Annotated in this window: 20 protein-coding genes; 13 read left to right on the top strand and 7 right to left on the bottom strand. The window is 38.6% G+C overall.

Annotated elements, in window-relative coordinates:
• The first annotated feature begins 32 nt into the window (after window positions 1-32).
• From G6N06_RS09985 to G6N06_RS09935, 11 genes are all read left to right on the top strand, one after another.
• The gene (locus G6N06_RS09985; protein WP_163516422.1) at window positions 33-857 is read left to right on the top strand and encodes a hypothetical protein; all 825 of its coding nucleotides are present in this window, start codon (window positions 33-35) and stop codon (window positions 855-857) included.
• A gap of 27 nt (window positions 858-884) precedes the next feature.
• On the top strand, window positions 885-1,286 hold the full coding sequence (locus G6N06_RS09980; protein WP_163516420.1) for a hypothetical protein: 402 nt from the start codon (window positions 885-887) through the stop codon (window positions 1,284-1,286).
• Window positions 1,287-1,296: 10 nt separating this feature from the next.
• A complete protein-coding gene (locus G6N06_RS09975) occupies window positions 1,297-2,451 on the top strand; it encodes a hypothetical protein (protein ID WP_163516418.1) in 1,155 nt (384 codons plus the stop codon).
• Between the two features lie 368 nt (window positions 2,452-2,819).
• Window positions 2,820-4,358 (top strand): YifB family Mg chelatase-like AAA ATPase, encoded by a 1,539-nt coding sequence (locus tag G6N06_RS09970; protein ID WP_163516416.1) that lies wholly within the window; start codon window positions 2,820-2,822, stop codon window positions 4,356-4,358.
• A 749-nt stretch (window positions 4,359-5,107) separates the two neighbouring features.
• Window positions 5,108-6,229: a DUF2891 domain-containing protein gene (locus tag G6N06_RS09965; RefSeq protein ID WP_163516414.1), complete on the top strand. Its 1,122-nt coding sequence runs from the start codon at window positions 5,108-5,110 to the stop codon at window positions 6,227-6,229.
• Entirely contained in the window at window positions 6,222-7,448 is a 1,227-nt protein-coding gene (locus G6N06_RS09960) for an Nramp family divalent metal transporter (RefSeq protein ID WP_163516412.1), read from the top strand. Before G6N06_RS09965 ends, G6N06_RS09960 begins: the two co-directional genes overlap by 8 nt.
• 273 nt (window positions 7,449-7,721) lie before the next feature.
• The gene (gene pxpA / locus G6N06_RS09955) at window positions 7,722-8,474 is read left to right on the top strand and encodes a 5-oxoprolinase subunit PxpA (protein ID WP_163516410.1); all 753 of its coding nucleotides are present in this window, start codon (window positions 7,722-7,724) and stop codon (window positions 8,472-8,474) included.
• Between the two features lie 4 nt (window positions 8,475-8,478).
• Entirely contained in the window at window positions 8,479-9,213 is a 735-nt protein-coding gene (gene pxpB, locus G6N06_RS09950; protein ID WP_163516408.1) for a 5-oxoprolinase subunit PxpB, read from the top strand.
• Complete coding sequence (locus G6N06_RS09945; RefSeq protein ID WP_163516548.1) at window positions 9,206-10,057, top strand: 5-oxoprolinase subunit C family protein; 852 nt, start codon at window positions 9,206-9,208, stop codon at window positions 10,055-10,057. The genes pxpB and G6N06_RS09945 overlap by 8 nt, the downstream gene beginning before the upstream one ends.
• A 166-nt stretch (window positions 10,058-10,223) precedes the next feature.
• A complete protein-coding gene (locus tag G6N06_RS09940) occupies window positions 10,224-10,727 on the top strand; it encodes a hypothetical protein (protein WP_163516405.1) in 504 nt (167 codons plus the stop codon).
• Window positions 10,728-11,385: 658 nt separating this feature from the next.
• Window positions 11,386-12,249, top strand: coding sequence for a sensor histidine kinase (locus G6N06_RS09935; RefSeq protein WP_240338027.1), 864 nt, complete (start codon window positions 11,386-11,388; stop codon window positions 12,247-12,249).
• Window positions 12,250-12,462: 213 nt separating this feature from the next.
• On the opposite strand, the gene G6N06_RS09930 is transcribed toward G6N06_RS09935, so the two are convergent.
• The 6 genes from G6N06_RS09930 to G6N06_RS09905 form a co-directional block, all read right to left on the bottom strand.
• On the bottom strand, window positions 12,463-13,170 hold the full coding sequence (locus G6N06_RS09930) for an RluA family pseudouridine synthase (RefSeq protein ID WP_163516403.1): 708 nt from the start codon (window positions 13,168-13,170) through the stop codon (window positions 12,463-12,465).
• 205 nt (window positions 13,171-13,375) lie between these two features.
• Entirely contained in the window at window positions 13,376-14,194 is an 819-nt protein-coding gene (panB, locus tag G6N06_RS09925) for a 3-methyl-2-oxobutanoate hydroxymethyltransferase (protein ID WP_163516402.1), read from the bottom strand.
• A 239-nt stretch (window positions 14,195-14,433) separates the two neighbouring features.
• A complete protein-coding gene (locus tag G6N06_RS09920; protein WP_163516399.1) occupies window positions 14,434-16,092 on the bottom strand; it encodes an MBOAT family O-acyltransferase in 1,659 nt (552 codons plus the stop codon).
• Entirely contained in the window at window positions 16,085-17,380 is a 1,296-nt protein-coding gene (locus tag G6N06_RS09915; RefSeq protein ID WP_163516397.1) for a GDSL-type esterase/lipase family protein, read from the bottom strand. The genes G6N06_RS09920 and G6N06_RS09915 overlap by 8 nt, the downstream gene beginning before the upstream one ends.
• A complete protein-coding gene (locus G6N06_RS09910; protein ID WP_163516395.1) occupies window positions 17,377-18,855 on the bottom strand; it encodes an SGNH/GDSL hydrolase family protein in 1,479 nt (492 codons plus the stop codon). Before G6N06_RS09910 ends, G6N06_RS09915 begins: the two co-directional genes overlap by 4 nt.
• Window positions 18,856-19,067: 212 nt before the next feature.
• Entirely contained in the window at window positions 19,068-20,492 is a 1,425-nt protein-coding gene (locus tag G6N06_RS09905) for an L-serine ammonia-lyase (protein ID WP_163516393.1), read from the bottom strand.
• 17 nt (window positions 20,493-20,509) lie between these two features.
• Between G6N06_RS09905 and G6N06_RS09900 the strand changes: the two genes are divergently transcribed.
• A complete protein-coding gene (locus G6N06_RS09900; RefSeq protein WP_163516391.1) occupies window positions 20,510-20,740 on the top strand; it encodes a hypothetical protein in 231 nt (76 codons plus the stop codon).
• 69 nt (window positions 20,741-20,809) lie between these two features.
• Here G6N06_RS09900 and G6N06_RS09895 read toward each other — a convergent pair whose 3' ends face one another.
• The gene (locus G6N06_RS09895) at window positions 20,810-21,331 is read right to left on the bottom strand and encodes a hypothetical protein (RefSeq protein WP_163516389.1); all 522 of its coding nucleotides are present in this window, start codon (window positions 21,329-21,331) and stop codon (window positions 20,810-20,812) included.
• A 174-nt stretch (window positions 21,332-21,505) separates the two neighbouring features.
• Here G6N06_RS09895 and dnaK point away from each other — a divergent pair, with 174 nt between their 5' ends.
• The gene (dnaK, locus tag G6N06_RS09890; RefSeq protein WP_163516387.1) at window positions 21,506-23,416 is read left to right on the top strand and encodes a molecular chaperone DnaK; all 1,911 of its coding nucleotides are present in this window, start codon (window positions 21,506-21,508) and stop codon (window positions 23,414-23,416) included.
• Window positions 23,417-23,564 lie beyond the last annotated feature (148 nt).

Genomic DNA, 23,564 nt, shown 5'->3' with positions numbered 1-23,564 from the left:
ATAGCTGAATTAAAAACTAAATCCAGTCGCCCATGAAATCAATTAATTCCATTAATGGTATTCCGTTGCATTACGCTCGATTAACCAATCATCCTTATGGAACCAAAGGTGAACAGCGCTACTTTTCGATTGATGATGATTTTTTAAAGATTCTGGAAAAGGCATTTGATGAAGTCTTTAAACGATGTCCGTTGGGCCCTCCTGTAGCTATAACTACTGCAGGGATATTTGTTGCCAAATCTGGACAGCATGGCCATGGCAGCGCTTTCGATTTGGATGCTATATTTTGGAAAGATACGACATTGGTTACCTTAAACTTTGTTCACCAAAAGCAGCTCTATCTGGGTATCGAATCCATTCTTCGGAAGCACTTCGGAATTGTCCTGAACCACTTTTATCCAAGTCACGCAGACCACTGGCATTTAGATACGAGCGTTCCTGTGGATTACCAAGAATCTTCAAAATCAGAAACGCTTTACCTTCAGATGGTACTAAAGTATATCTATGGAAAATCAGTAATTATCGACGGTATTTCCGGTCCACAGACCAGAGGATTTACAAGAGAAGTCTTTAAACGGCTCAAAATTTCCGAGCCCATCACTACCATAGTCAACTATTTGAAGTTTTTGGACTTGACCGCTGAAATTGCATTTAAACTTAGTGAAGACAAAGTAAGCCCAATTGAATTAATAAATAACTTGGAAGCTATTATAGATACCTTGCCAACGGCCCAAAAACAAGAGGTAAGACAAGCATTGAATTCATTTTTAGATCATATTGAAACCTCAAAATGGATCAATAGTATAAAGTACGATCTTGATGTGGAGTCAGTAATAGATGATGTGCTTGAGGCTTAAAATAATAAAGAATAAACTATAGAACTTATGGAAAGCTATAAAGTTGGGGACAATGCGCCCATCAAACTAAAAGTGGCCATAGAAACGGAGGCCATACCAATGACTTATGCGTTTTTGTATCACCGCATCAATGACCAAACGCCATATTCATATATGACACCTTTTGATCCTACCCAAAAAACAGGATGGAAGCAATTGGACAACGGCAACACTGTGAATGGAAAATTTTTTAGAGTCCTTACTTTTTTGAGATTTTTTATTGATTTTCCTGATGAGAAAACGTTTAATCTGGCCATTAAACAAGTGGAAGACACGTATGAAACGAGTATCAATGGTGGAGATGATGGCCCTTACACCATACCATTTAAAATAGAAGCAGTTTACGCTACAAAAACCTGTGTTTTAGAGGGTGCCATAAAGCTAACTTAAAACGAATATTATGAAATATTTAAAATATTTGGGTGTTTTGTTAACGTCAATACTCGTTGCCCAATCGGATACTAATCCGACGGCGGGACTGAAAAACTTGGCGTCTCCAAATTCTCCAGCTTTTGTATTGATGGATATTGCGCCTTCCAATATTATTGTACCCGATAATATTCAGGCATTTTCCATTCAGACCATTAGTGCGTTTTCAGGAAATAGCAAGGACGGATTGGGAAACAACAATTACGCGGTGGAGTTTCAGCCCTACTGGTATGTGAAACGAGAAAAGATGAACTTCTTTAAATATAATAACCTCATAAGTGATAAACCTGAAGGGGAAAATGTAAGTATCAATGATTATACGCGTTACAATGTGTTTGGCGATGCTTGGAAAAAGGCATCTGTTTCTTTAGCCTTGATGGATGGAACCTTCAACGTTTTTGAAGTGCCACAATCTTACGTTTCTGTTGGTGCGAGAACACGGCTGTTGTCGGTTAAGACCAGAAATCAAATTGACGAGATCAAATCACAGTACACATCGTATGAGCAGTTTATGTCAAGTCCTGAAGTCATTGCGATCTTTGCAAACCCAAGTTTAAGTCTGTCGGAGATAAACACCGCCATCACCAGCTTGGAAGGTTACCAAGCCATAGTTCAAAATTTTGAGCAATCCCTGCAGCGAAAACCATTTTTTGCGTTGGATGTGGCCGTTGCTTACAGTCATTTTATGGGCGATAAAAGTCAGGATATGGATGATGCCTTTGGCCGTCTTGGATTTTGGGCCACGGGCGATCTGGCATTTTATACCCCAACCATTGGAAAACAAAGCCATGTTCATGTTTATGGCGTATTCAGATACCTTAGGGATGGCTTAAATCTCAATCCGGATTCTGGCGATTTAAGGATTGAAAATGCCACCGACTACGGGGCTAAAATTGCTTTGGAATTGGATAAGCTGTCTTTTGGCTATGAATACATTACCAGAGATTCAGAAAACAATAACGAAGAACGCTCCATAGGTAGCATCAGATATAAAATCAGTGAGGCCTTTACGATAAACGGCGGCTTCGGAAAAAACTTTAGGAACGAAGGGTCAACCGTAGCGCTTTTTGGGATCCAATGGGGATTGGATTTTGATAGCTCGGTGGTTTTGGATCCGAATAAGTAGATTTAGGGATAATTGGGAACTTCGTAATTAATCAGTAGCAATTATAATCCTAAAAAGCTAAAGCTAACAATCTATAATTTTTAACGTAGTAGGAGCGAGGGGTTAAGTCAAGCACCTATTACTGTATTCTATTTGCTTTAAAACCTTGCGCACCTTACGATTTTACTTACCTTCCTTGCGGTTAAGTTGTGTATTTGACATGTACTATTAAACGAAAATGGGTGACTGGGCCGTTACGGATCCTTTGTTTTGCTATTACTGCATATAAGTGTCGGTCATTGATGGTTTCACCAACAGAAACCCCACTTCAAACTTTCCACTTTGAAGTTAGAGGCATTCTTCATACATTTAACCAAACCAATCCTGCTATGCTCAAAAAAGTTTTCGGAAGTGCCGTTTTTGGCGTTGAGGCAACAACCATAACCGTTGAGGTCAATGTGGATAACGGCGTTGGTTACCACCTTGTAGGTTTACCCGACAATGCCATAAAGGAAAGCAATTTCCGGATTGCCGCGGCCCTTCAAAATAACGGGTATAAAATCCCTGGGAAAAAGATCATCATTAACATGTCTCCCGCCGATTTACGCAAAGAAGGCTCCAGTTACGATTTGACCTTGGCCATTGGAATTTTGGCCGCCACTGGACAGATTCAGGCTGAGAATTTGGAGGAATATTTGATTATGGGCGAATTGTCTTTGGATGGCAATTTGCAGCCTATTAAAGGTGCATTGCCCATAGCCATTAAAGCACAAGAGGAAGGCTACAAAGGTTTTATCCTGCCGATGCAAAATGCGAAAGAAGCGGCTATTGTTTCCGACTTGGAAGTTTATGGCGTAGAAAACATTAAACAGGTCATCGATTTTTTTGATAAAAATGTGCCATTGGAGCGCACCATCATTAATGTTGATGAAGAGTTTTATAAAAGTTTAGATTTCCCGGAATTTGATTTTTCAGATGTAAAAGGTCAGGAATCCATCAAACGGTGTATGGAAATTGCGGCGGCTGGCGGTCATAATATCATTTTGATCGGCCCACCAGGGGCAGGAAAAACCATGTTGGCCAAGCGCTTGCCGAGTATTTTGCCACCCATGACCATCCGCGAAGCATTGGAAACCACTAAAATCCACTCGGTAGCTGGACGTGTCAAGGATAATACGGGATTAATGTCGCAGCGACCGTTTAGAAGTCCCCATCACACAATTTCTAACGTCGCCCTAGTTGGCGGTGGAAGTTATCCGCAACCCGGAGAGATTTCATTATCCCATAATGGTGTTTTGTTTTTGGACGAACTGCCAGAATTCAAACGCGATGTTTTGGAAGTTATGCGCCAGCCTTTGGAAGATCGGGAGGTGACCATTTCACGCGCAAAATTTACGGTGACCTATCCCTCGTCGTTTATGTTGGTAGCGAGCATGAATCCGAGTCCTGGAGGCTATTTCAACGACCCGAATGCGCCGGTGACTTCTTCTCCCGCAGAAATGCAACGCTATTTAAGTAAGATTTCGGGGCCGCTTTTAGACCGTATCGACATTCATATAGAAGTCACCCCAGTGCCTTTTGAGAAACTGTCAGATGAACGTAAAGGCGAATCGTCCATAGATATCAGAAAACGTGTGACCTCGGCAAGAGAGCGTCAAACCAAACGGTTCGAAGAACATGAAAACGTCCATTATAATGCACAGATGAGCAGCAAGCAAATCCGTCAGTACTGTATGATGGACGAGGCCTCAAAGAACTTGTTAAAAACGGCTATGGAACGCTTAAATCTCTCGGCTCGAGCCTACGACCGGATCTTAAAAGTGGCAAGAACCATCGCCGATTTAGAGGGCGTTGAAGATTTAAATGGCGCCCACATCAGTGAGGCCATTCAATACAGAAGTTTGGACAGGGAAGGGTGGTTAGGCTAACGCATTCCTGCGAAAGCAGGAATCTCATGACAAAAGAGATAATTCAAATTTATTTAGTGAAAAGTATTTTTTTAATACGATTGAAATAAATCTAAATCAAACATTATTCTCATTCTTCCGCTTTTTTTCTACAATTTACTCATTTTATCCAAAATTTAAATTTGTTAACAACTATTTTTCGTTAAAAATAAAAGGCATAAAATTAATTTAAACTTCTTGTTTTTATTTTTAGCTCATCAATTTAATATACTGGTTATCAGTATGTTGTCGATAACATTTTTTATGTTTCTTAATGGAATGCTCTATATTTGATAATTATGAAAGCAACCTATTTGGTGCGCTTTTAAAATTAAATAATTACAAAGACTCAAGTAGTTGAAAGGTAAAACCCTGTCTGATTTGCAGAGTATAAATCCCAGGTAATTATTTAAATTGTAAAACGTCAATATTTCGATATTGGCGTTTTTTTTATTATAAAGATGAATGATATTTAATTAACATAAATCTATTATTTTTCATGTAGTCAAGATTGTTTTAGTTAAATTTAAAATCATTTTAACAAGTTTTAGATTTATTATTTCAGTGAAACCATTCAATACCGAAGTCTCGAGAGGGGAGGTTGGCTGGGTTAACTAATTCCTGCCTGCCTGTCCGGCAGACATGCGAAGGCAGGAAACCTTTAGGTTCAACAAAGTTAATCTCATGATCAAAAAGACAACTTTAATTACATAAAAATCAATACGCTCATTATGATCCACTCATTAAGATACTTAATTCCAATCCTACTTCTTTTTGCCTGCAACAATTCCAAAGAAAAAGAACAATCCATACCCGAGCCACTATCAGAAATCGTACAAGTTGAAGTTCCAACACTACATTTGGAAGAAGCCAATCGCTTAGCAGAATTACCCATTAATTGTGTGCAAGTTGAATACCCTAACAAACTCAATCAAACCATAGGCAGTGCCGACGATTTAAAGTCTCCTAAAACGCTTCACCCCGCATTTTATGGTTGTTTTGACTGGCATTCCTCAGTCCATGGCCATTGGAGTTTGGTGAGTTTGTTAAAGCAGTTTCCAGAGCTCGATAAAAAGGCAGATATTGAGCAGATGTTGTTGCAAAACATGTCCAAAGACAATATTCAAATTGAAGTGGATTATTTTTTTGGCAAACACAACGCGACTTACGAACGCACTTATGGTTGGGCTTGGCTATTGAAACTCGCTGAAGAACTTCATACCTGGGATGCACCGTTGGCAAGAGAGTTGGAATCTAATTTGCAGCCCTTAACCGATTTGATGGTCGAAAAATACATCGAATTTTTACCAAAGCTCAATTATCCCATTCGGGTTGGGGAACATCCCAATACGGCTTTCGGATTGTCATTTGCCTATGATTATGCGAATACTGTAGGGAACGAAACACTAAAATCCTTAATCGTTCTGCGATCAAAAGATTTTTATTTAAAAGATGCGAATTGTCCTTTGACCTGGGAGCCAAGTGGTTTTGACTTCTTGTCTCCTTGTTTGGAAGAAGCTGCCTTGATGAAACGTGTGCTTCCTACAGAAGAATTTAAAACTTGGTTATCCGATTTTCTTCCCCAATTAAAAGACAAAAACTTTGCTTTGGAAACGGGAAAGGTGAGCGACAGAACCGATGGGAAATTGGTGCATCTCGACGGTGTCAATTTTTCGAGAGCATGGAGTTTATATGAGATTTCTAAAGACTTGCCGGAATATGCACATCTGAAAAATATTGCCAACGCTCACATTCTTTATTCCCTGCCAAGTATTGTGGGAGATAGTTATGAAGGAGGTCACTGGTTAGGTAGTTTTGCCATCTATGCGCTAAATACTGTAGCGCGTGATTAAAAACTGGTTTAAAAATATTGGTCCTGGTCCTTTAGTTGCCGCAGCTTTTATAGGGCCAGGAACAGTAACCGTCTGCACTTTAGCTGGTGTCAATTTCGGGTTTGCCTTACTTTGGGCCATGGGCTTGTCCATCATGGCAACCGTTGTTCTCCAGGAAATGTCCGCACGCTTGGGCCTTATTTCACAAAAGGGACTTTCGGAAATTATTCGATCAGAAATTAAAAATTCGATACTTAGAGGACTTACAATTCTTTTGATTCTCTCAGCAATTGTTATTGGCAATGCAGCGTATGAAGCTGGAAATATCAGTGGCGGCGTTTTGGGAATGGAAACAATTTTCGGAAATCCTACAGTGATTTTTTCCGGTTTTAATTTGAATGTATTGAGTGTTATCGTTGGAATTATAGCCTTTTCAGTGCTTTATGTGGGGAATTATAAAGTTCTGGAGCGAGTTTTAGTATCGTTGGTCATTTTGATGAGTATGTCTTTTCTAGTGACTGCAATAATCACACAACCAAATCTTTCAAATATTCTCAGCGGACTTTTTGTCCCCCAAGTTTCGGAGGAAAATTTACTGACGATTATTGGATTGATTGGAACCACGGTAGTGCCTTATAATTTGTTTTTACATGCCACGTTGGTAAAAGAAAAATGGCATCAGGCATCCGACTTAAAATATGCAAGAAAGGACACCATAATCGCTGTCGTTTTGGGCGGCACTGTTTCCATGAGTATCATCATTTCGGCTGCTGCTATTGACACTCAGAACATTTCTAGTGCTGCCGATTTGGCCAAAGGCTTGGAACCCTTATTCGGTCGTTTTGCTAAGTACTTTTTAGCGCTTGGTCTGTTTGCTGCAGGAATCACTAGTGCCATTACCGCACCATTGGCCGCGGCGTATGTAGCTACTGGATGTATGGGCTGGTCAACAAGTATGAAATCAAAACAATTTAAAGCGGTTTGGATGTTTATTTTGGGTTTGGGTGTTTTGTTTTCGTCCATCGGATTTAAGTCTATTGAAATTATCAAATTTGCTCAAATTACCAATGGATTGCTGTTGCCCATTATCGCGGGATTTTTATTGTGGGTGATGAATAAATCAAGTATTTTAGGGAAGTATAAGAATACTATAATTCAGAATGTCATTGGTTACGTTATTGTAGGTGTGGCTGTGTTTTTGGGAGCAAAGAGTATTTTAATGGTGTTTGGGGTGATATAAATATTCTTGCAGACCTGCCTGTCGGCAGACAGGGACGCGGAGGTGGAGAGGCATAATGTTGCAATGAATTGTAAGAAGATAAACTTTATGTTTAAACAAATCATTAGAAAATTTATAGCTTAGAATACAAGTACCAAATTTCATTTAAATAATTAGTGACAATTCGTGATCCTGATAGCTATCGGAAAATGTATAAAAAAAATCAGCGTAAATTGGCAGTATCATTGTTACCCGCCTGAACGGACGGGTGGGTCTGCGTTCTATTAAAAATCAATGTCTGAAGAAAACCTCATAACATTTATAGATCTTAATGCCGATGTCGGCGAAGGCCTTGATAACGAAGGCCAACTCATGCCGTTTCTATCCTCGTGCAATATTGCCTGTGGCGGACATGCAGGAAACGAGATGACGATGACCTCCGTTGTGAAATTAGCAAAACAACATCAGGTTAAGATTGGTGCACATCCATCTTTTCCTGATAAAGCAAATTTTGGACGACTTCCAATGGACATCTCTCCAGCAAATTTATTGGCATCCCTAAAAGCTCAAGTAAACGATCTGGTGACGATTCTAAAAGCTGAAAATGAACCCCTACATCATATCAAACCACATGGTGCACTCTATAATCTTGCCAATACCGAGAACACTTATGCTGAGGTTGTCATCTCGCTGATGAAACATTATGATAAATCAGTCAAGCTTTATGCTCCATTTGGATCGATGGTGTCCAAAATGGCAGAAAAGAACGGTATTACGGTTGTATATGAGGTTTTTGCCGATAGGAATTATAATGACGATTTGACCTTGGTATCAAGATCACATCCAAATGCACTCATTGAGGATGCGGCCGAATTAAGCGCCCACGTTCTTTTTATGTTACAACATCACAAAGTAAAGACTATCAATAGTGCCGAGAAAGACATCAAAGCAGATACGATTTGTATTCATGGTGATCATCCTAAGGCCGAGCAGCATTTGCAGATTCTGACAGCAGAATTAAATAGAAAAGGGATACAGATTAAATAGAATTTTGAACAAATTTAAATTGACATATTCGCGATATTCTGAAACTTCTATTTTGGTGGAATGGCCCCAATACATTGCACCGGAAATCCTTAATGACGTACTACTGTTCAAAAATTATTTATTAAAAGAGAATAGTGAATCAATCATCCAAATAACCAATGCATATTGCTCTATTTTAATTACTTATGGATTTAATAGTGTCGATATAGATGCACAAATTGCATCATTGAAATCTAAATATGATTCAAGACAGGATTTAGAAATACGAGCTCAAAAATTATGGAAAATTCCTGCCTGTTATGATCTCTGTTTTGGTTTGGATTTAGAAGAATTATCAAAAGCAAAAAAACTATCAATTCCAGAAATTGTCCGCATACATTCTGAAGCCATTTATACGGTCTATTTCATTGGGTTTCTTCCGGGTTTTTTATACTTGGGAGGTTTGGACCAACGTTTGTTCATGCCACGAAAGAAAAGTCCAAGACCCTATATTGAGCGGGGAGCGGTAGGTATTGGTGGGGAACAAACTGGAGTTTACCCCATTGAGAGTCCCGGAGGTTGGAATATTATCGGGAATTCACCCATAGCGTTTTTCAATCCCAAAGCAGAACAACCTTGTTTTGCCAGAACTGGAGATTGTATTCGGTTTGTTCCTGTCGATCTTGAAACTCATCAGGAAATTTCATCACATGTTAAAAACAGAACTTATAAAATGGAAAGCGAGGTAATTGATGGTTGAAATCTTAAAAGCGGGGTTATATGACAGTATCCAAGATTTAGGACGTCTGGGGTATCAGCAATTTGGGGTTCCTATTTCCGGAACTATGGATCACTATTCGAGACAACTTGCCAATGCTATTTTAGGAAATCAAGAGGACGCCGCTGTGTTGGAGTTTACTTTAAAAGCGCCACGCCTGAAATTTCATAGGACCACTGCTATTTGCATCACAGGAATGGAAAGTCAAGCTAAAATCAATGAAAAACCTATTGAAAACAATACCTATGTCATCGTAAGAAAGAACGACATACTTTCTTTTGGCACACGAAAACTGGGTTGTAGAGGGTATTTGGCGGTACTTGGCGGATTCCAATCAGAAAAAATCATGCAAAGCAGAAGTTTTTATAAATCCATAACCGAACAACAACGCTTAAAAACTGGCGATTTTATAAATCTATCCCAGATACCGATACCATTTAAAAGATCAAATGCTGTATTAAAAACCCCTAAAGCACATTTTGAGTCTGTAAGAATTAAGGTGTTTAAAGGGATTGAATTTGAGATGCTTGGTCCTGATCATCAAAACAAAATATTTACTACAGAATTTACCGTTTCCACGGATAGCAATCGCATGGCTTATCAATTGGATGAGCGTTTTGAGAACTCATTGGAACCCATCATCACATCACCGGTTTTACCTGGGACTGTGCAATTAACGCCTTCTGGGCAATTGATGGTTCTGATGCGCGATTGCCAGACCACGGGAGGGTATCCAAGAATTTTACAGCTTTCCGAAATGGCCATTAACCGATTATCACAAAGAATTCCTGGACAAATAGTTCAATTTGAGCTTTTGAAGGTCTGAGTAAAGATGTATGTTTATGGCCATGAATATTATATCCAACTTCCTAAATATGAGATTTAAAATTTTACATTCTCGATGGATGTTTTAATAATTTTATAAGTGTTTTGAGCACTTATATTTAAATTTTCTATAATTTCATCGTCTAAACAATTAAAACCAAACCATTATGAAAAATTTTGTAATGCTCATTTTAGGAATCGTTATTGGAGCCTTGGCCATGTATTTTTACTGTTGCCAACCAAAAACTGAGTTGACGATTACTGCGCCCAAAGGACTTATTTCGCCTGATCAGGCTAAAACCTTAGATCAGGCATACAATGAAAGATACCGCTTAATCAGTGATTCTCTCGTAAAAAGGGAAGGTGGCGATAACCGATCGTCGTGGTATGGATTGGATGAAGTCAGAAACTATCTCAATTATGCAGAAAATAATGCTAAGGAAAGAGGTTATACCATGGACGGCGTTCGAATTTACTTGGGCGCGCATCCACCTGAAAACGGAGTAGCTGGCTATACGACCATGTTTTTTGTTCCAACAGGAAAACCAAACAAAGCATCGGCGTCCATGTTTAATTTTTCCATGCAATCAAATGGTGGTGACATTCCTGGAGGTGAAGGATTGGATTATGGAAATCACGGATACCCGCCTGATGCAAATTACCCTCAATAGAGTTTATGTTGAAAGAGTTTTTAATTGACTATCGAGCTATAATTACCATAGTTTTTGAGCTGATTGCTGCTTTATCTGGAAGTTATTATCTCAGGAAAGTCAATGATCAAGCACTAAGAATTTTTGTGTATTATCTATGGCTCACAGTTATTGTTGAAATTGTTGGAAGCTATAGTTTTTTGATGTTATATGACTTCGATAACGAATGGTTTATAGCTATTAAGAACAGTGTATTTCGTCGCAATACTTGGCTTTATAATATCTATTCTTATTTGGCCATGGGATTTTTGAGTATTTTTTACTATAATTTAATGACCAGTTTTAAAACTAAGATCACCGTATTGTCAACGCTGGGAATCTTTAGCCTATTTTCAATTCTTTATTTTACATTAACTGATGCTTTTTTTATCGCAGCACTTCCATATCATTTTTTTATTAGTGTTTCTATAATTTGCCTATATGTGCTATTATATTTTTTACAATTGATAAACAGCGATAGAATCCTTGATTTTTATAAACTGCCTTCTTTTTATATAAGTATCATTTTGTTACTTTGGTATCTTAGCATCATACCATTATTTATTTTTGATGGGTATTTCAAATCGATAAATTCAGATTTTGCAAGGTTTAGAACTTTACTCTTATTATTTATAAATATATGTACTTACTCAAGTTTCGCTTTTGCGTTTTTATATCCGCTTTACAAGAGCAGACGATAAATAAGGAGGAAATTGCCTTGATAGGATATATGACTTTAGTGGTCATATTATTGGCGACTATGGTGATTGTTTTTTTTATTGCCTTTCAAAAGCGAAAGAACAAGTTACTTTTAGAAAAAATCAAACAACGGAAGGAATTTGAAGAAACCGTAGCCAAGACCAGTGAAGAAATCCAAGAACAAACACTTAAATATTTAGGCCAGGAGCTTCATGACAATATTGGTCAGTTACTTTCACTGGCAAGTATGCAAATGGGTATGTTGGGTGTTAAAATAGCGGAGGATATCAAAGAACCTTTCGCTGAGACCCAAAAAACAATTAAGGAAAGTTTGGATGAAGTCAGGGCTCTGTCCAAGTCATTAAACACCGATGTCATACAAAACAGAGGTTTTGAAAAATCGATAAATGCGGAGATTGCACGCCTTAATAAATTGTCCTTAATTACGGCAGACTTTAATATTATTGGTGATGTCGAGCCGTTTAAGAATGATAAGGATGGCATTATCCTATTTCGAATTTTACAGGAATTTATTTCAAATACCGTTAAACATTCAAAAGCGAAATCGCTAAACATATTGTTAGACTATAGTCGAGATAACTTATTGATCATTAAGGCAACTGATGACGGTAATGGATTTGTTTTGGATGATGTAAAAGAGAGTTCTGGGCTATTGAACATGAAAAATAGGGCAGAGCTCACGGAATCAACGTTCAGCTTGACCTCTCATCCCAATCAGGGAACAATGCTCAAAATTCATTATCCAATAACAAAACGTGGCTTAAAAACGCACGAAATATTGTAAGCTCTTTTTAAAAAAATTAAATTGATATTTATCCACCTTCAAATAATCTGTTTAAGTATTAGTCCGTTAACAGACCTGATGTTTTTTGACTGTAAATGAAAGGTGATAACTAAGTGGATTTTTTACTTTAAGAAGTAAATCTCGATAATGTAGCTTCTAAGTAATTGTTCCCAGGTTAATGTAGGTCCGTTTTCAGAATGATAATAAATTTAACTATAAGCACGCATTCCAAAGCGGATCTTCTGGTAAAGGCGCTTCTACATCAATTTTCTTATTGGAAACAGGATGGATAAATGATAGTCTACGTGCGTGCAGACTAATGCTGGCATCAGGATTGCTTCGATCAAAACCATATTTTAAGTCGCCTTTGATAGGGCAGCCGATACTTGAGAGTTGCGAGCGAATTTGATGGTGTCGTCCTGTTTCTAACTCAATTTCAAGTAAATAGTAGCGGTCTAATTCCTTTAGGATTTTATAATGAAGAATGGCTTTTTTTCCTTCAGCAATTTCCTTGTTATAAGCTGTAGATTTGTTGTTTTTCGGATTCTTTCTTAACCAATGAATGAGGGTGTCTTCAGTTTTTGGTGGCAATTGCTTGACCAAAGCCCAATAGGTTTTTTTAGCGTCCTTTTCAGCGAATATTTTATTGAGACGAGGTAAGGCTTTGCTTGTTTTGGCGAAAACGACCACGCCTGTGGTTGGCCTGTCCAATCGATGTGCCACTCCAAGATAGACGTTTCCAGGCTTTTGGTACTTATCCTTTATATAGGATTTAACCACTTCGCTCAAGGGCTTATCTCCGGTTTTGTCCCCTTGAACAATATCACCCGCACGTTTGTTTACGATAATGAGATGATTGTCTTCATACAGAACTTGGAGATTGTCTTTATTGGAAAGGATTTTTTCTTGATTTTTTGCCACGAATAGACAGATGTTTAATTTTGAAAGATGTATTAAGTATTAAGAAACAAGAAACAAGAAACAAGAAACAAGAAACAAGAAACAAGAAACAAGAAACAAGAAACAAGAATCAAGAATCAAGAATCAAGACTGTTTCATAACTCTGAACTCATAACCCTGAACTCATAACTCATAACTGATAACTGATAACTGATAACTCATAACCCTAATACTGCTCCTCATCATTAGGAAAATCTAAATTTTTCACATCTTCCACATATTGTGAAATGGCTTTATTCATGTCTTCATAGAGGTTCATATATCGACGTAAAAAACGCGGATGGAACTCGTGGGTCATTCCCAGCATATCATGTAGGACAAGTACCTGTCCGTCCACACCATTGCCCGCGCCAATGCCGATAACCGGGATAGTAACGCTTTCAGCAACTTCCTGCGCCAATTTTGCAGGAATTTTTTCCAATACAATCGCAAAACAACCAATTCTTTCAAGCATCAAAGCGTCTTCTTTAAGTTTGTCTGCTTCTTCATCTTCCTTGGCCCTTACCGTATAGGTTCCAAATTTGTAAATGGATTGTGGCGTCAAACCCAAATGGCCCATCACAGGAATTCCCGCGTGTAAAATCCGCTTGATAGACTCCTTAATTTCTTTTCCACCTTCTAACTTTACGGCATGGCCACCACTTTCCTTCATGATTCTGATGGCAGAACGTAACGCTTCCTTTGGATCACTTTGATAGCTTCCAAAAGGCAAATCTACGACCACTAATGAGCGTTCTATGGCACGCACTACCCCAGCAGCATGATAGATCATTTGATCTAAGGTAATTGGCAAGGTGGTTTCATGACCTGCCATGACATTACTTGCAGAATCGCCAACCAATATCACATCTACACCAGCACCATCAACAATTTTTGCCATGGTAAAGTCATATGCGGTAAGCATGGATATTTTTTCGCCATTGGTTTTCATATCCACCAAGGTTTTAACGGTAATTCTCTTATAATCTCTTTTTGCTACTGACATAGTTTCTAGTTTTAATGCTGTAAAAATAACAATTAAGTTTTAACCTGCAGGTCGACAAGCTGGGAATTTAGAACAAAGCTTATAGATTTAAGACATAGTACAGGATGACAGAGGATATAAGACTTTCTAATTGTGGATTTTTATAGCCAAGACACTATTTTTTCACTCTTTAAGTGATAAGCTATGCAGGGACGTACAATTTTCTTAATTCTTAATACTCAGTACTTAAGTCTGTTCCTTTAAAACTGAAAATAAATAAAAGGTTGAAAATCAGAAGAGAATGCCTGATAGCAGATAATCCCAACACTTGTTGCAATACATACTTTGGCAAATGCCGGGCTTTTTGCATACGCGCCCTCAATTTTAGTTTTGGTGGATTCTGGCAACCAATGCGTGATATATCCTATAAGCATTACCCAAAATACGAGTTGATAGTGGATTAAAATATCTAAGGCATAATGCCAATCCATATGGTAGGCAACTTGCTTGTACCAACGCGCAATATGATCCATACTTTCACCCCTGAAATAAATCCGTGTAAAAGTGATGAAAGTCAGCGTAATCAATATCTTCCACCAACGTGCATACCATTGGTTGTTGGTTTCGTACGGACTCACTTTTCGCCAAAATTTGTAAACCACAATTCCCAAACCATTCAGTCCGCCCCAAATAACGAATTTCCACGATGCACCATGCCAAAGACCACCTATGAGCATGGTCAACATCAAGTTAATATTGGTGTTGATTTGATTTTTTACCGTAGTATTATAGAGTGACAAGATATAAATTAGAAGGGCAGAACTCAATACAATGGAAACGACCAACATGTCTTGATAAGCGTATAGAACTCCCAACAGAATGATGCTCAAAATAATATAGGAGGCGACAGTGCCTTTTCGATTGCCACCTAAAGGAATATACAAATAATCACGAAGCCAAGTTGAGAGGGAGATGTGCCAGCGTTTCCAGAAATCGCCGGCATTGGTAGCTTTGTAGGGCGAATTAAAGTTGATGGGCAATTTAAATCCCATCAATAATGCCAATCCGATGGCTATATCTGTATAACCGGAAAAATCGCCATAAATTTGAAGGGAGTACCCAACCATGGCCATGACATTGGCAAAGCCAGAGAACATTTCAGGAGCGTCAAACACTCGGTCCAGAAAGTGCATCGCGATAAAATCGGCAAAGATCATTTTCTTGATCAATCCTTTTAAAATCATAAAGGTTCCGGTATCGAAATCAGATTTCGTAATGACCGTGGGTTTGGAAATTTGCGGTACAAAATTTTCAGCCCTAACTATGGGGCCTGCGACCAACTGCGGAAAGAAACTTACATAAAAACCGAAATCGAGAATGGAGTTTAAAGGCACTAACTTTCTTCTAAAAATATCCACACTGTAACTGATGGTTTGAAACGTGTAGAAAGAAATTCCAACTGGAAGGATAATTTTATCTACAGTGAAATAATTCTGATTATTAAAACTATTTCCCCATTGCGCCAACCAATTGACCACTTCAAAATTGGTATGGAACAACATATTGAAAGAGTCCGTAAAAAAATAGGCGTATTTGAAATAACACAGCACGGTCAGATTAATGACCACGCTTAAAGTTACTAAAATATAGCGTTTGGTTTGTTCTTGACTTTTATGAATGCTTTTTCCGATAAAAAAATCGACGAGTGTACTGAAAATAAGGATGCCGATAAAGAATCCGCTGGTTTTGTAATAAAAGAATAGTGAAATTAAAAAGAGATATGAATTCCGCAGTCTAATTTTCTTGTGCACAAGAGCGAACAAAAAGTAGGCCACGGCAAAAAATATCCAAAAATCTGCTTGGGTAAAGATCAGCGGAAAATCTTCCGAAAACTTAAAAATATCGTATAACCTATTCATCCAAGGTTCTATAGTGCTTTAACAATTCTTCTTTATTTCGGTGAGTTGATTTTGCCCAAGCATCAATCAATGCGTCCATGAACAAATCGGCTTTAATACTGTAGCCCAATTGTGTAAAATGAATTCGGTCTCGAGGCATTAATTTGTTTTGATACCATTTGTTAGAAGACCCCAAGCCTCCCATGATTTCGTAAAAATCCCAAACGGCCATTTGATGTTTCCTTGCCAGCTCCATGATCACTTTTTGTTGTGTGGCAGTATTTGGATTAGGAATTTTTCGCTTGTAATAATCGTCATTGGGTACCATCAATAAAATGGCACAATTAGGATTGACCCGTTGGATCATTTGAATGAACGCTTCGTAATATTCTCGGAATTTTTCGGCATCAAACTCGTTTTTAGGCATATAGGCATCATTCGTACCAATAGCAATGACGAACAAATCAGGTTGATAGAGCTGAAGCTGTTTTTCAAAATAGACCGCTCGGTTGTAATAGGCAAAACTTCCACCATTAACGCCGATGCTGGTATATTCAATACCATCATCGTCATTCATGAATTCCATACCCATCAAAGCAAATTCAGGATTTTGGATGGTGTCATTCTTTAACTCCAAGGAAATCTCAACCTCGTCTATCAGTTTATTAAATTGAAACTCCCGATACATTTTGTCCAAATTTAAAGTATCAGCTATCACAAGTTCCGGATTCATTACTGTCAGATTATAATCTGATTTCCAAGTGTTGTAAAAGACTCTTAGTTTATTGAATTCATACGGTTGATTGGTGTAATTTCGATAATTGGACTTTACAATGATAGTATCCGATTTTTCGCTAAAGGCAGCGGTTACTCCAGCCAATCCCCAAGCGATACTATCTTTCCTAACTGAAGAGCGGTACCCTTTCCATTTTGATTTTGTGGCTTCAATGCGATAATTGGTCGGATTGTTGGTGTGTGCCAAATGATATGGGAATACAAATCCGCGTTGTCCTTGAGATACAGTGTTTGTGTTTTGAAGATAGGTTCTTATTTTGTTGGAATAAATATCAGCTTGAATATGCGATCCACCGATGTGAAAAACATGCAGTTTTTGTTTCTTGCCACTGTAAACGGAATCCAATTTGGCAAAAAATTGATGGAAAGTTGGAGAGCTTTCTGCCATTTTAAAGGTATTCGCTTCAAAGTTGATCAGATGGCCGTATGTTGGGGTAAGGCTGTCCAAAACATAATGCTGACCGAAAATTGTTGTGGTAAATCCTATAAAAAGGAGTAGTAGATTGTTCTTCATTTCTTAGTGATTATATCTAAATAGAGCGATAGAAAAAATAATTCCGAGATGATTTTGGTGCCTGAGGGCGAAAAATGGGTGTAATCATTTGCTGCCAATCCTTGATCTACCCAATGTTGCATTGAATTTTCACCTCCCATGGCATCAAACATGCTCCAATAGGCAATGCCGTTTTCTGTACACATCTGTTGTAAGGTTTTGTTTAGATAAGGAAGCAACGGATAGGTTGTCATCTTTCCCTTTTCATTGGTAGTCATATCTGATGGCCCGATAAAAATGACCTTGGCATTATTGCTTTTTCGTTTTACCCAATTGATATGATTTTTTAGATACCCAGCATATTCTACAACCTCCAAAGAGTCTTTAATATAGGGAACCGAATTGCCACCATACTGAAAAATCAATAGTTTAGGCTGTAGTTGCTGATACATCTTTTGGAAATTTCCACTATTGGTACCAGCGAAAATAGTTCCTGAAGAACCTCTCATAGCCACGTTGTCCAAAGAAACACCTCCTTTACCATCTAAGGTAAGTCCATAAAAATCTGGACTTATTTTACTTTCCAATTCAATGTTCAGATTGGAGGGCGTGTTGGCCAAGTTGATAGCAAACTCATGATAAGCACCATCAGCAATTAATTTTTCAGACTTGATGAGTTGACCATCGTTATACACCTTTACAGTGGTTGGTGCATGGGCATTCCCATAATGCAAACCTATTGTATTGAAAGTTTTAAGAAGCGGATAGGATTTGGTGGGAATTCCAATGTTGATGGTCGCTTTGGTGATTTTAAGGGAATCTAAAAGCAGACTGTCCACAGTTTCATAAGCCTCCGTAAATCGGGATAAAGACGAATAGGCGCCATATTTTTTATGCGGGAATTTGACTTGGGTAGGATCAAAATAGGCGTGTCGTGTCCAATTATCGGAATGGGTGACATTGGCGCTAATTTGGTCATAAACCTGAACAATGGGTATAAAACCCGGACCCGTGCCGCCATATAAGCCTTGCAGCCTGTTTCTGAGATATCCTGAAATCCGATCACCCTCAAGCTGCGAATCGCCATAATGAATGATTCGGCATTGGTTGCTTTGCAGATTTTCTCGTAACTGGGCTATAAAAACCTGGCGATCTTTAGGATATTTGATGCGCTGTACTTTGGACGTGTCAATTTTTGTGAAATCCGGAATTTTAGGCTTTGAATCTGGTTCTGAAATGTCTTTATCAAGGTCTTTCACCAAGCCTTCGATATTTTCGACGATACTATCCAAGCTTTTAATTTTTGAAGGATCATGGCTCTGTTCCTGCAAAAAACTTTCGTGTGTGGGATATTTAATATGGACATTGCCCACAAAAAAACCTTCTTGAGTTTTCCCATTATCAAGCTTTCTTGAGGTGCTAAAATAGGTCACTCCTAACATCACCAAAAGTGTAGCAACAAGATAGAGCAGTATTTTAAACGGTGAATACCTCATTCGTGATTCGGGAACTGGTTAAGTTTTGAGGTCTGAAATATACTAACAAAATGGCCTAATAAAACGGATGTGACCAAAATAATCGAAGTTGATGCACGTCACGATTTCAAATTAGATACTGAATTAAATTAAGATTTCAGAGTGTTTTATTTTTAGGTTAAACATCAGCAATTTGCATTCCTTTGGTATGTCAATAGCTATTGCATTGACGCCTAACAATCTGATAAATTCACACCAACTGCCAGACCACCTTCGGAAGTTTCCTTGTATTTGGAACTCATATCTTTAGCCGTTTCCCACATGGTGTTGACCACTTTGTCAAAAGGCACCTTCACGTTTTTGGGATCTGTTCCCAATGCCATTTCTGCCGCATTGATGGCTTTAATGGCACCCATGGCATTGCGTTCAATACACGGAATTTGGACCAGGCCTCCAATAGGATCGCAGGTCATTCCTAAATGATGTTCCATGGCGATTTCAGCAGCGATCAACACTTGCTCGGGTGAGCCTCCAAGTAATTCACATAAGGCACCAGCTGCCATGGAAGACGAGACGCCAATTTCTGCCTGACAGCCGCCCATAGCCGCTGAAATGGTTGCGCCTTTTTTAAATACGCTGCCAATTTCGCCCGCCACCAAGAGAAATTTTTTAATATGTTCAAAATCGGCTTCATGATTTTCAATCACCATATAATACATCAATACGGCGGGAATTACACCGGCACTTCCGTTGGTTGGTGCTGTCACTACGCGACCCAAAGCAGCATTCACTTCATTGACGCTTAGCGCAAAACAACTGACCCACTGTAGAATCTGTCTAAATTTGACTTCGGTTTTTCTAATGGTCTCTAACCATTCTTGAGGATTTTCATAAGGCAGATCGCATTTCAGAGCTTTATGCATGTCGAAAGCCCGTCGTCTTACATTCAAACCTCCTGGTAAGTGGCCTTCTGTGTGGCATCCAATATACATGCATTCCAACATGGTGTCCCAAATACGTTTTAATTCAAAATCGATAGTTTCCATATCTCTAATCGATTTTTCATTTTCTAAGACTACTCCAGAGATAGGCAGGTTTAAGTCGCTGCAATATGATAATAGTTCCGTACCCAAACGAATAGGATATGGAAAGGTGTTTTCAAAGATTTCATCTTGTTTTTTTGAGACCGTTCGCTCTTCCTTTACCACAAATCCACCTCCAATAGAGTAAAAGGTAGAACTGGATTTTCGACCATTGATGGTCGCAGTAAATATCATGCCGTTAGCATGGTACGGTAAAAATTTTCTATTGAAAACAATGTCCGTTTTGGCATCAAAAGCTATTGGAATCTCATTGTTGAACATCAACGAGTTTGTGTTTTTAATGGATGCAATAATAGTTTCGATGTCATCTATCGGAATCTGTTCAGGATCTGCCCCATATAGTCCCAACATAACGGCATAATCTGTAGCATGACCTTTCCCGGTTAAAGATAAAGAGCCATAAAGATCAACAGTGATATGTTCTACTTTGTGAAATCTATTGCTATCCTTTAATTCCTTTATCCAGCGTTCGGCAGCACGCCAAGGCCCTAAGGTATGAGAACTTGATGGGCCAACCCCAATTTTTAACATATCGAATACAGAAATACACTCCATTGACGAAAACGATTTAGATGGACAAATATAGTCTCTTTTTAGGTGAAAACACAGAGGTGAAGAGGACGAGTTTTGAGTTGGGTATTTTAGTTCAGAATTCCGTGTTCAAGGTTCAGAGAATAAGCTGTGGTAGGCAGACTATTTGTGAAAACATAGAATATCTGCAGGAAACCTTCTCACTGATTAATTCTAAAAAAGATGTCATTATTGCACAAAATAATGACAATTATAATCTGCCCCGTTACTGACGAGGCAGATTCAAACTGACAATAGATAGTTGTAAATACATCCTTAATAGAATATGGACAGTTCTATATCTATTTTATTTCAAAACTTTCAATATGATAGGATTGCATGACTTCATTAAGATTGGAAACATCTATTCCATCCACATTGTCCGCAGGTATGACCACCACTCTGAACACCTGGTTATCTGTCCATTCGCTTCCTAATGTTGCGAAATTTGTAGTGCCATCTAAGAAGATGCGGACATCGGTTTGGGTAAAATCGAAATTGTAAATAAGACTGCCATTGTTGAAAGCCACTGTTTGAGGCATCAAGCGCCAAATATCTATGCCATCTATGGTTTCCCATAAAATATAAACAAGAGTAACATCAGACTCTAAGACTACAAAGCCATAATTTTCTGTGTGCGAGAAGTTATTGTCAGCGTTGAAAGTGATATCAATTTCAAAGGCAGAGGAAGCAATTATCTCACCATCATTACCTGGAGATCCCGTACTTCCCGGAGGTCCCGGAGGTCCTGGTGGTCCTTGGGAACCAGTACATGCAGTAAATAACATAGTTGTGACAAACAATAAAGAAAACATCTTTTTCATGTGAATTTGTTTTGGGTTATTTGTAAAATTACAAATCCTTTCCTAATCTAGAGCAATAACGGTGTTGAAGTTTTTGTAAAATAAATGACACCTTGTCATATTTTCTGTCATGGCACAGTCATTGACATATACAAAGAGAAATAAAAAATTAATATTCAACACAAAACATATATTATGAGTAAAATAATTGGAATCGATTTAGGTACAACCAACTCCTGTGTTTCGGTAATGGAAGGTAATGAGCCAGTTGTAATTCCTAATGCAGAAGGTAAAAGAACCACACCATCAGTTATCGCTTTCGTAGAAGGTGGCGAAATTAAAGTTGGTGACCCAGCGAAACGTCAGGCAGTAACGAATCCTAGAAAGACCGTTAATTCTATTAAGCGTTTTATGGGAAACAAGTATTCTGAATCTAAGAATGAGGCAGAACGTGTACCATATAAAGTGGTCAAAGGTGATAATGATACGCCAAGAGTAGATATTGACGGACGTTTATATACACCACAAGAATTATCAGCAATGATTCTTCAAAAAATGAAGAAAACTGCTGAAGATTATTTAGGTCAAACTGTAAGCGAGGCTGTAATTACGGTTCCTGCTTATTTTAATGACTCACAACGTCAGGCCACTAAAGAGGCTGGTGAAATTGCTGGTTTAAAAGTAAGACGTATTATCAACGAACCAACCGCAGCTGCTTTGGCTTACGGATTGGATAAGAAAGGAAAAGACCAAAAAATTGTAGTTTTTGACTTTGGAGGTGGAACACATGACGTGTCTATCTTAGAATTAGGTGATGGCGTTTTTGAAGTATTGTCAACAGAAGGAGATACCCATTTAGGTGGTGATGATGTAGATCAAAAAGTAATTGATTGGTTGGCCGACGAGTTTAAATCGGAAGAAGATATCGATTTACGTAAAGACCCTATGGCACTTCAACGTTTGAAAGAGGCTGCCGAGAAAGCAAAGATCGAGTTGTCATCTTCAGCCCAAACAGAAGTTAACTTGCCGTATGTTACGGCTACTGCAAGTGGTCCAAAACACTTGGTAAGAACTTTAACCCGTGCAAAATTTGAGCAATTGATTGATGATTTGGTAAAGCGTACCATTGAGCCATGTCAAAATGCGATGAAAGCTGCAGGTCTTTCAAAAGGAGATATCGACGAGGTCATCTTGGTTGGTGGATCTACACGTATTCCAGCTGTACAAGCTGCAGTTGAAAAATTCTTTGGAAAAGCACCAAGTAAGGGTGTGAATGCTGATGAAGTGGTTGCCGTAGGAGCAGCAATTCAAGGAGGTGTCTTGTCTGGAGATGTTAAAGATGTATTGCTTCTTGATGTGACGCCGTTGTCTTTAGGTATTGAAACTATGGGTAACGTCATGACGAAGTTGATTGAGGCCAATACGACGATTCCTACTAAGAAATCGCAAGTATTCTCAACAGCTGCAGACAATCAACCTTCAGTAGAAATCCACGTACTTCAAGGTGAGCGTACTATGGCCGCCGATAATAAAACCATTGGACGTTTTCATTTGGATGGTATTCCACCAGCAAAACGTGGAACTCCACAAATTGAAGTAACGTTTGATATTGATGCCAACGGTATCATTCACGTAACGGCAAGTGATAAAGCAACTGGAAAGACACAAGATATTCGTATCGAAGCATCATCTGGATTGACTGAAGAAGAAATCAAAAAGATGAAAGCAGATGCTGAAGCCAATGCTGAAGCCGATAAATTAGCAAAAGAGAAAGCTGACAAATTAAACGCTGCTGATGCAATGATTTTCCAAACGGAAAGTCAATTGAAAGAGTTTGGTGATAAATTATCTGATGATAAGAAAAAACCAATCGAAGAAGCATTGGCAGAATTGAAAACAGCTTTTGACTCTAAAGACATCGCATTAATTGATCCAGCTCTTGAGAAAATCAATGAAGCTTGGAAAGTAGCGAGTGAAGAGATGTACAAAGCACAAGCAGATCAGGGAGGTGCACAACCAGGCCCAGACGCTGGAGGTGCCAGTCAAGATGGACAGTCTCATGAAGGCAGCGATGTTGAGGATGTTGATTTTGAAGAAGTGAAATAACAAATTTCTGCGAAGGCAGGAATCTCATCAAAAAAACGCAATCATTAGCTTGGTTGCGTTTTTTTATGCGAAATCCAGACCTGCAAGGTTTCCAATCCCGGAGCTTCTTGCAGGTCTTCATTTATTCAGCCCTTTCAAGGTTTCAAAC

The organism is Gelidibacter japonicus (assembly GCF_010725055.1).
Classification (GTDB): domain Bacteria; phylum Bacteroidota; class Bacteroidia; order Flavobacteriales; family Flavobacteriaceae; genus Gelidibacter; species Gelidibacter japonicus.
This window is presented reverse-complemented; position numbering and strand designations above follow the sequence as displayed.

Coding starts and splice junctions, on each gene's coding strand:
- G6N06_RS09985 (WP_163516422.1), top strand. CDS start 33: ATGAAATCAATTAATTCCATTAATGGTATTCCGTTGCATTACGCTCGA.
- G6N06_RS09980 (WP_163516420.1), top strand. CDS start 885: ATGGAAAGCTATAAAGTTGGGGACAATGCGCCCATCAAACTAAAAGTG.
- G6N06_RS09975 (WP_163516418.1), top strand. CDS start 1,297: ATGAAATATTTAAAATATTTGGGTGTTTTGTTAACGTCAATACTCGTT.
- G6N06_RS09970 (WP_163516416.1), top strand. CDS start 2,820: ATGCTCAAAAAAGTTTTCGGAAGTGCCGTTTTTGGCGTTGAGGCAACA.
- G6N06_RS09965 (WP_163516414.1), top strand. CDS start 5,108: ATGATCCACTCATTAAGATACTTAATTCCAATCCTACTTCTTTTTGCC.
- pxpA (WP_163516410.1), top strand. CDS start 7,722: ATGTCTGAAGAAAACCTCATAACATTTATAGATCTTAATGCCGATGTC.
- G6N06_RS09945 (WP_163516548.1), top strand. CDS start 9,206: ATGGTTGAAATCTTAAAAGCGGGGTTATATGACAGTATCCAAGATTTA.
- G6N06_RS09940 (WP_163516405.1), top strand. CDS start 10,224: ATGAAAAATTTTGTAATGCTCATTTTAGGAATCGTTATTGGAGCCTTG.
- G6N06_RS09935 (WP_240338027.1), top strand. CDS start 11,386: ATGTACTTACTCAAGTTTCGCTTTTGCGTTTTTATATCCGCTTTACAA.
- panB (WP_163516402.1), bottom strand. CDS start 14,194: ATGTCAGTAGCAAAAAGAGATTATAAGAGAATTACCGTTAAAACCTTG.
- G6N06_RS09920 (WP_163516399.1), bottom strand. CDS start 16,092: ATGAATAGGTTATACGATATTTTTAAGTTTTCGGAAGATTTTCCGCTG.
- G6N06_RS09915 (WP_163516397.1), bottom strand. CDS start 17,380: ATGAAGAACAATCTACTACTCCTTTTTATAGGATTTACCACAACAATT.
- G6N06_RS09910 (WP_163516395.1), bottom strand. CDS start 18,855: ATGAGGTATTCACCGTTTAAAATACTGCTCTATCTTGTTGCTACACTT.
- G6N06_RS09905 (WP_163516393.1), bottom strand. CDS start 20,492: ATGGAGTGTATTTCTGTATTCGATATGTTAAAAATTGGGGTTGGCCCA.
- G6N06_RS09900 (WP_163516391.1), top strand. CDS start 20,510: ATGGACAAATATAGTCTCTTTTTAGGTGAAAACACAGAGGTGAAGAGG.
- G6N06_RS09895 (WP_163516389.1), bottom strand. CDS start 21,331: ATGAAAAAGATGTTTTCTTTATTGTTTGTCACAACTATGTTATTTACT.
- dnaK (WP_163516387.1), top strand. CDS start 21,506: ATGAGTAAAATAATTGGAATCGATTTAGGTACAACCAACTCCTGTGTT.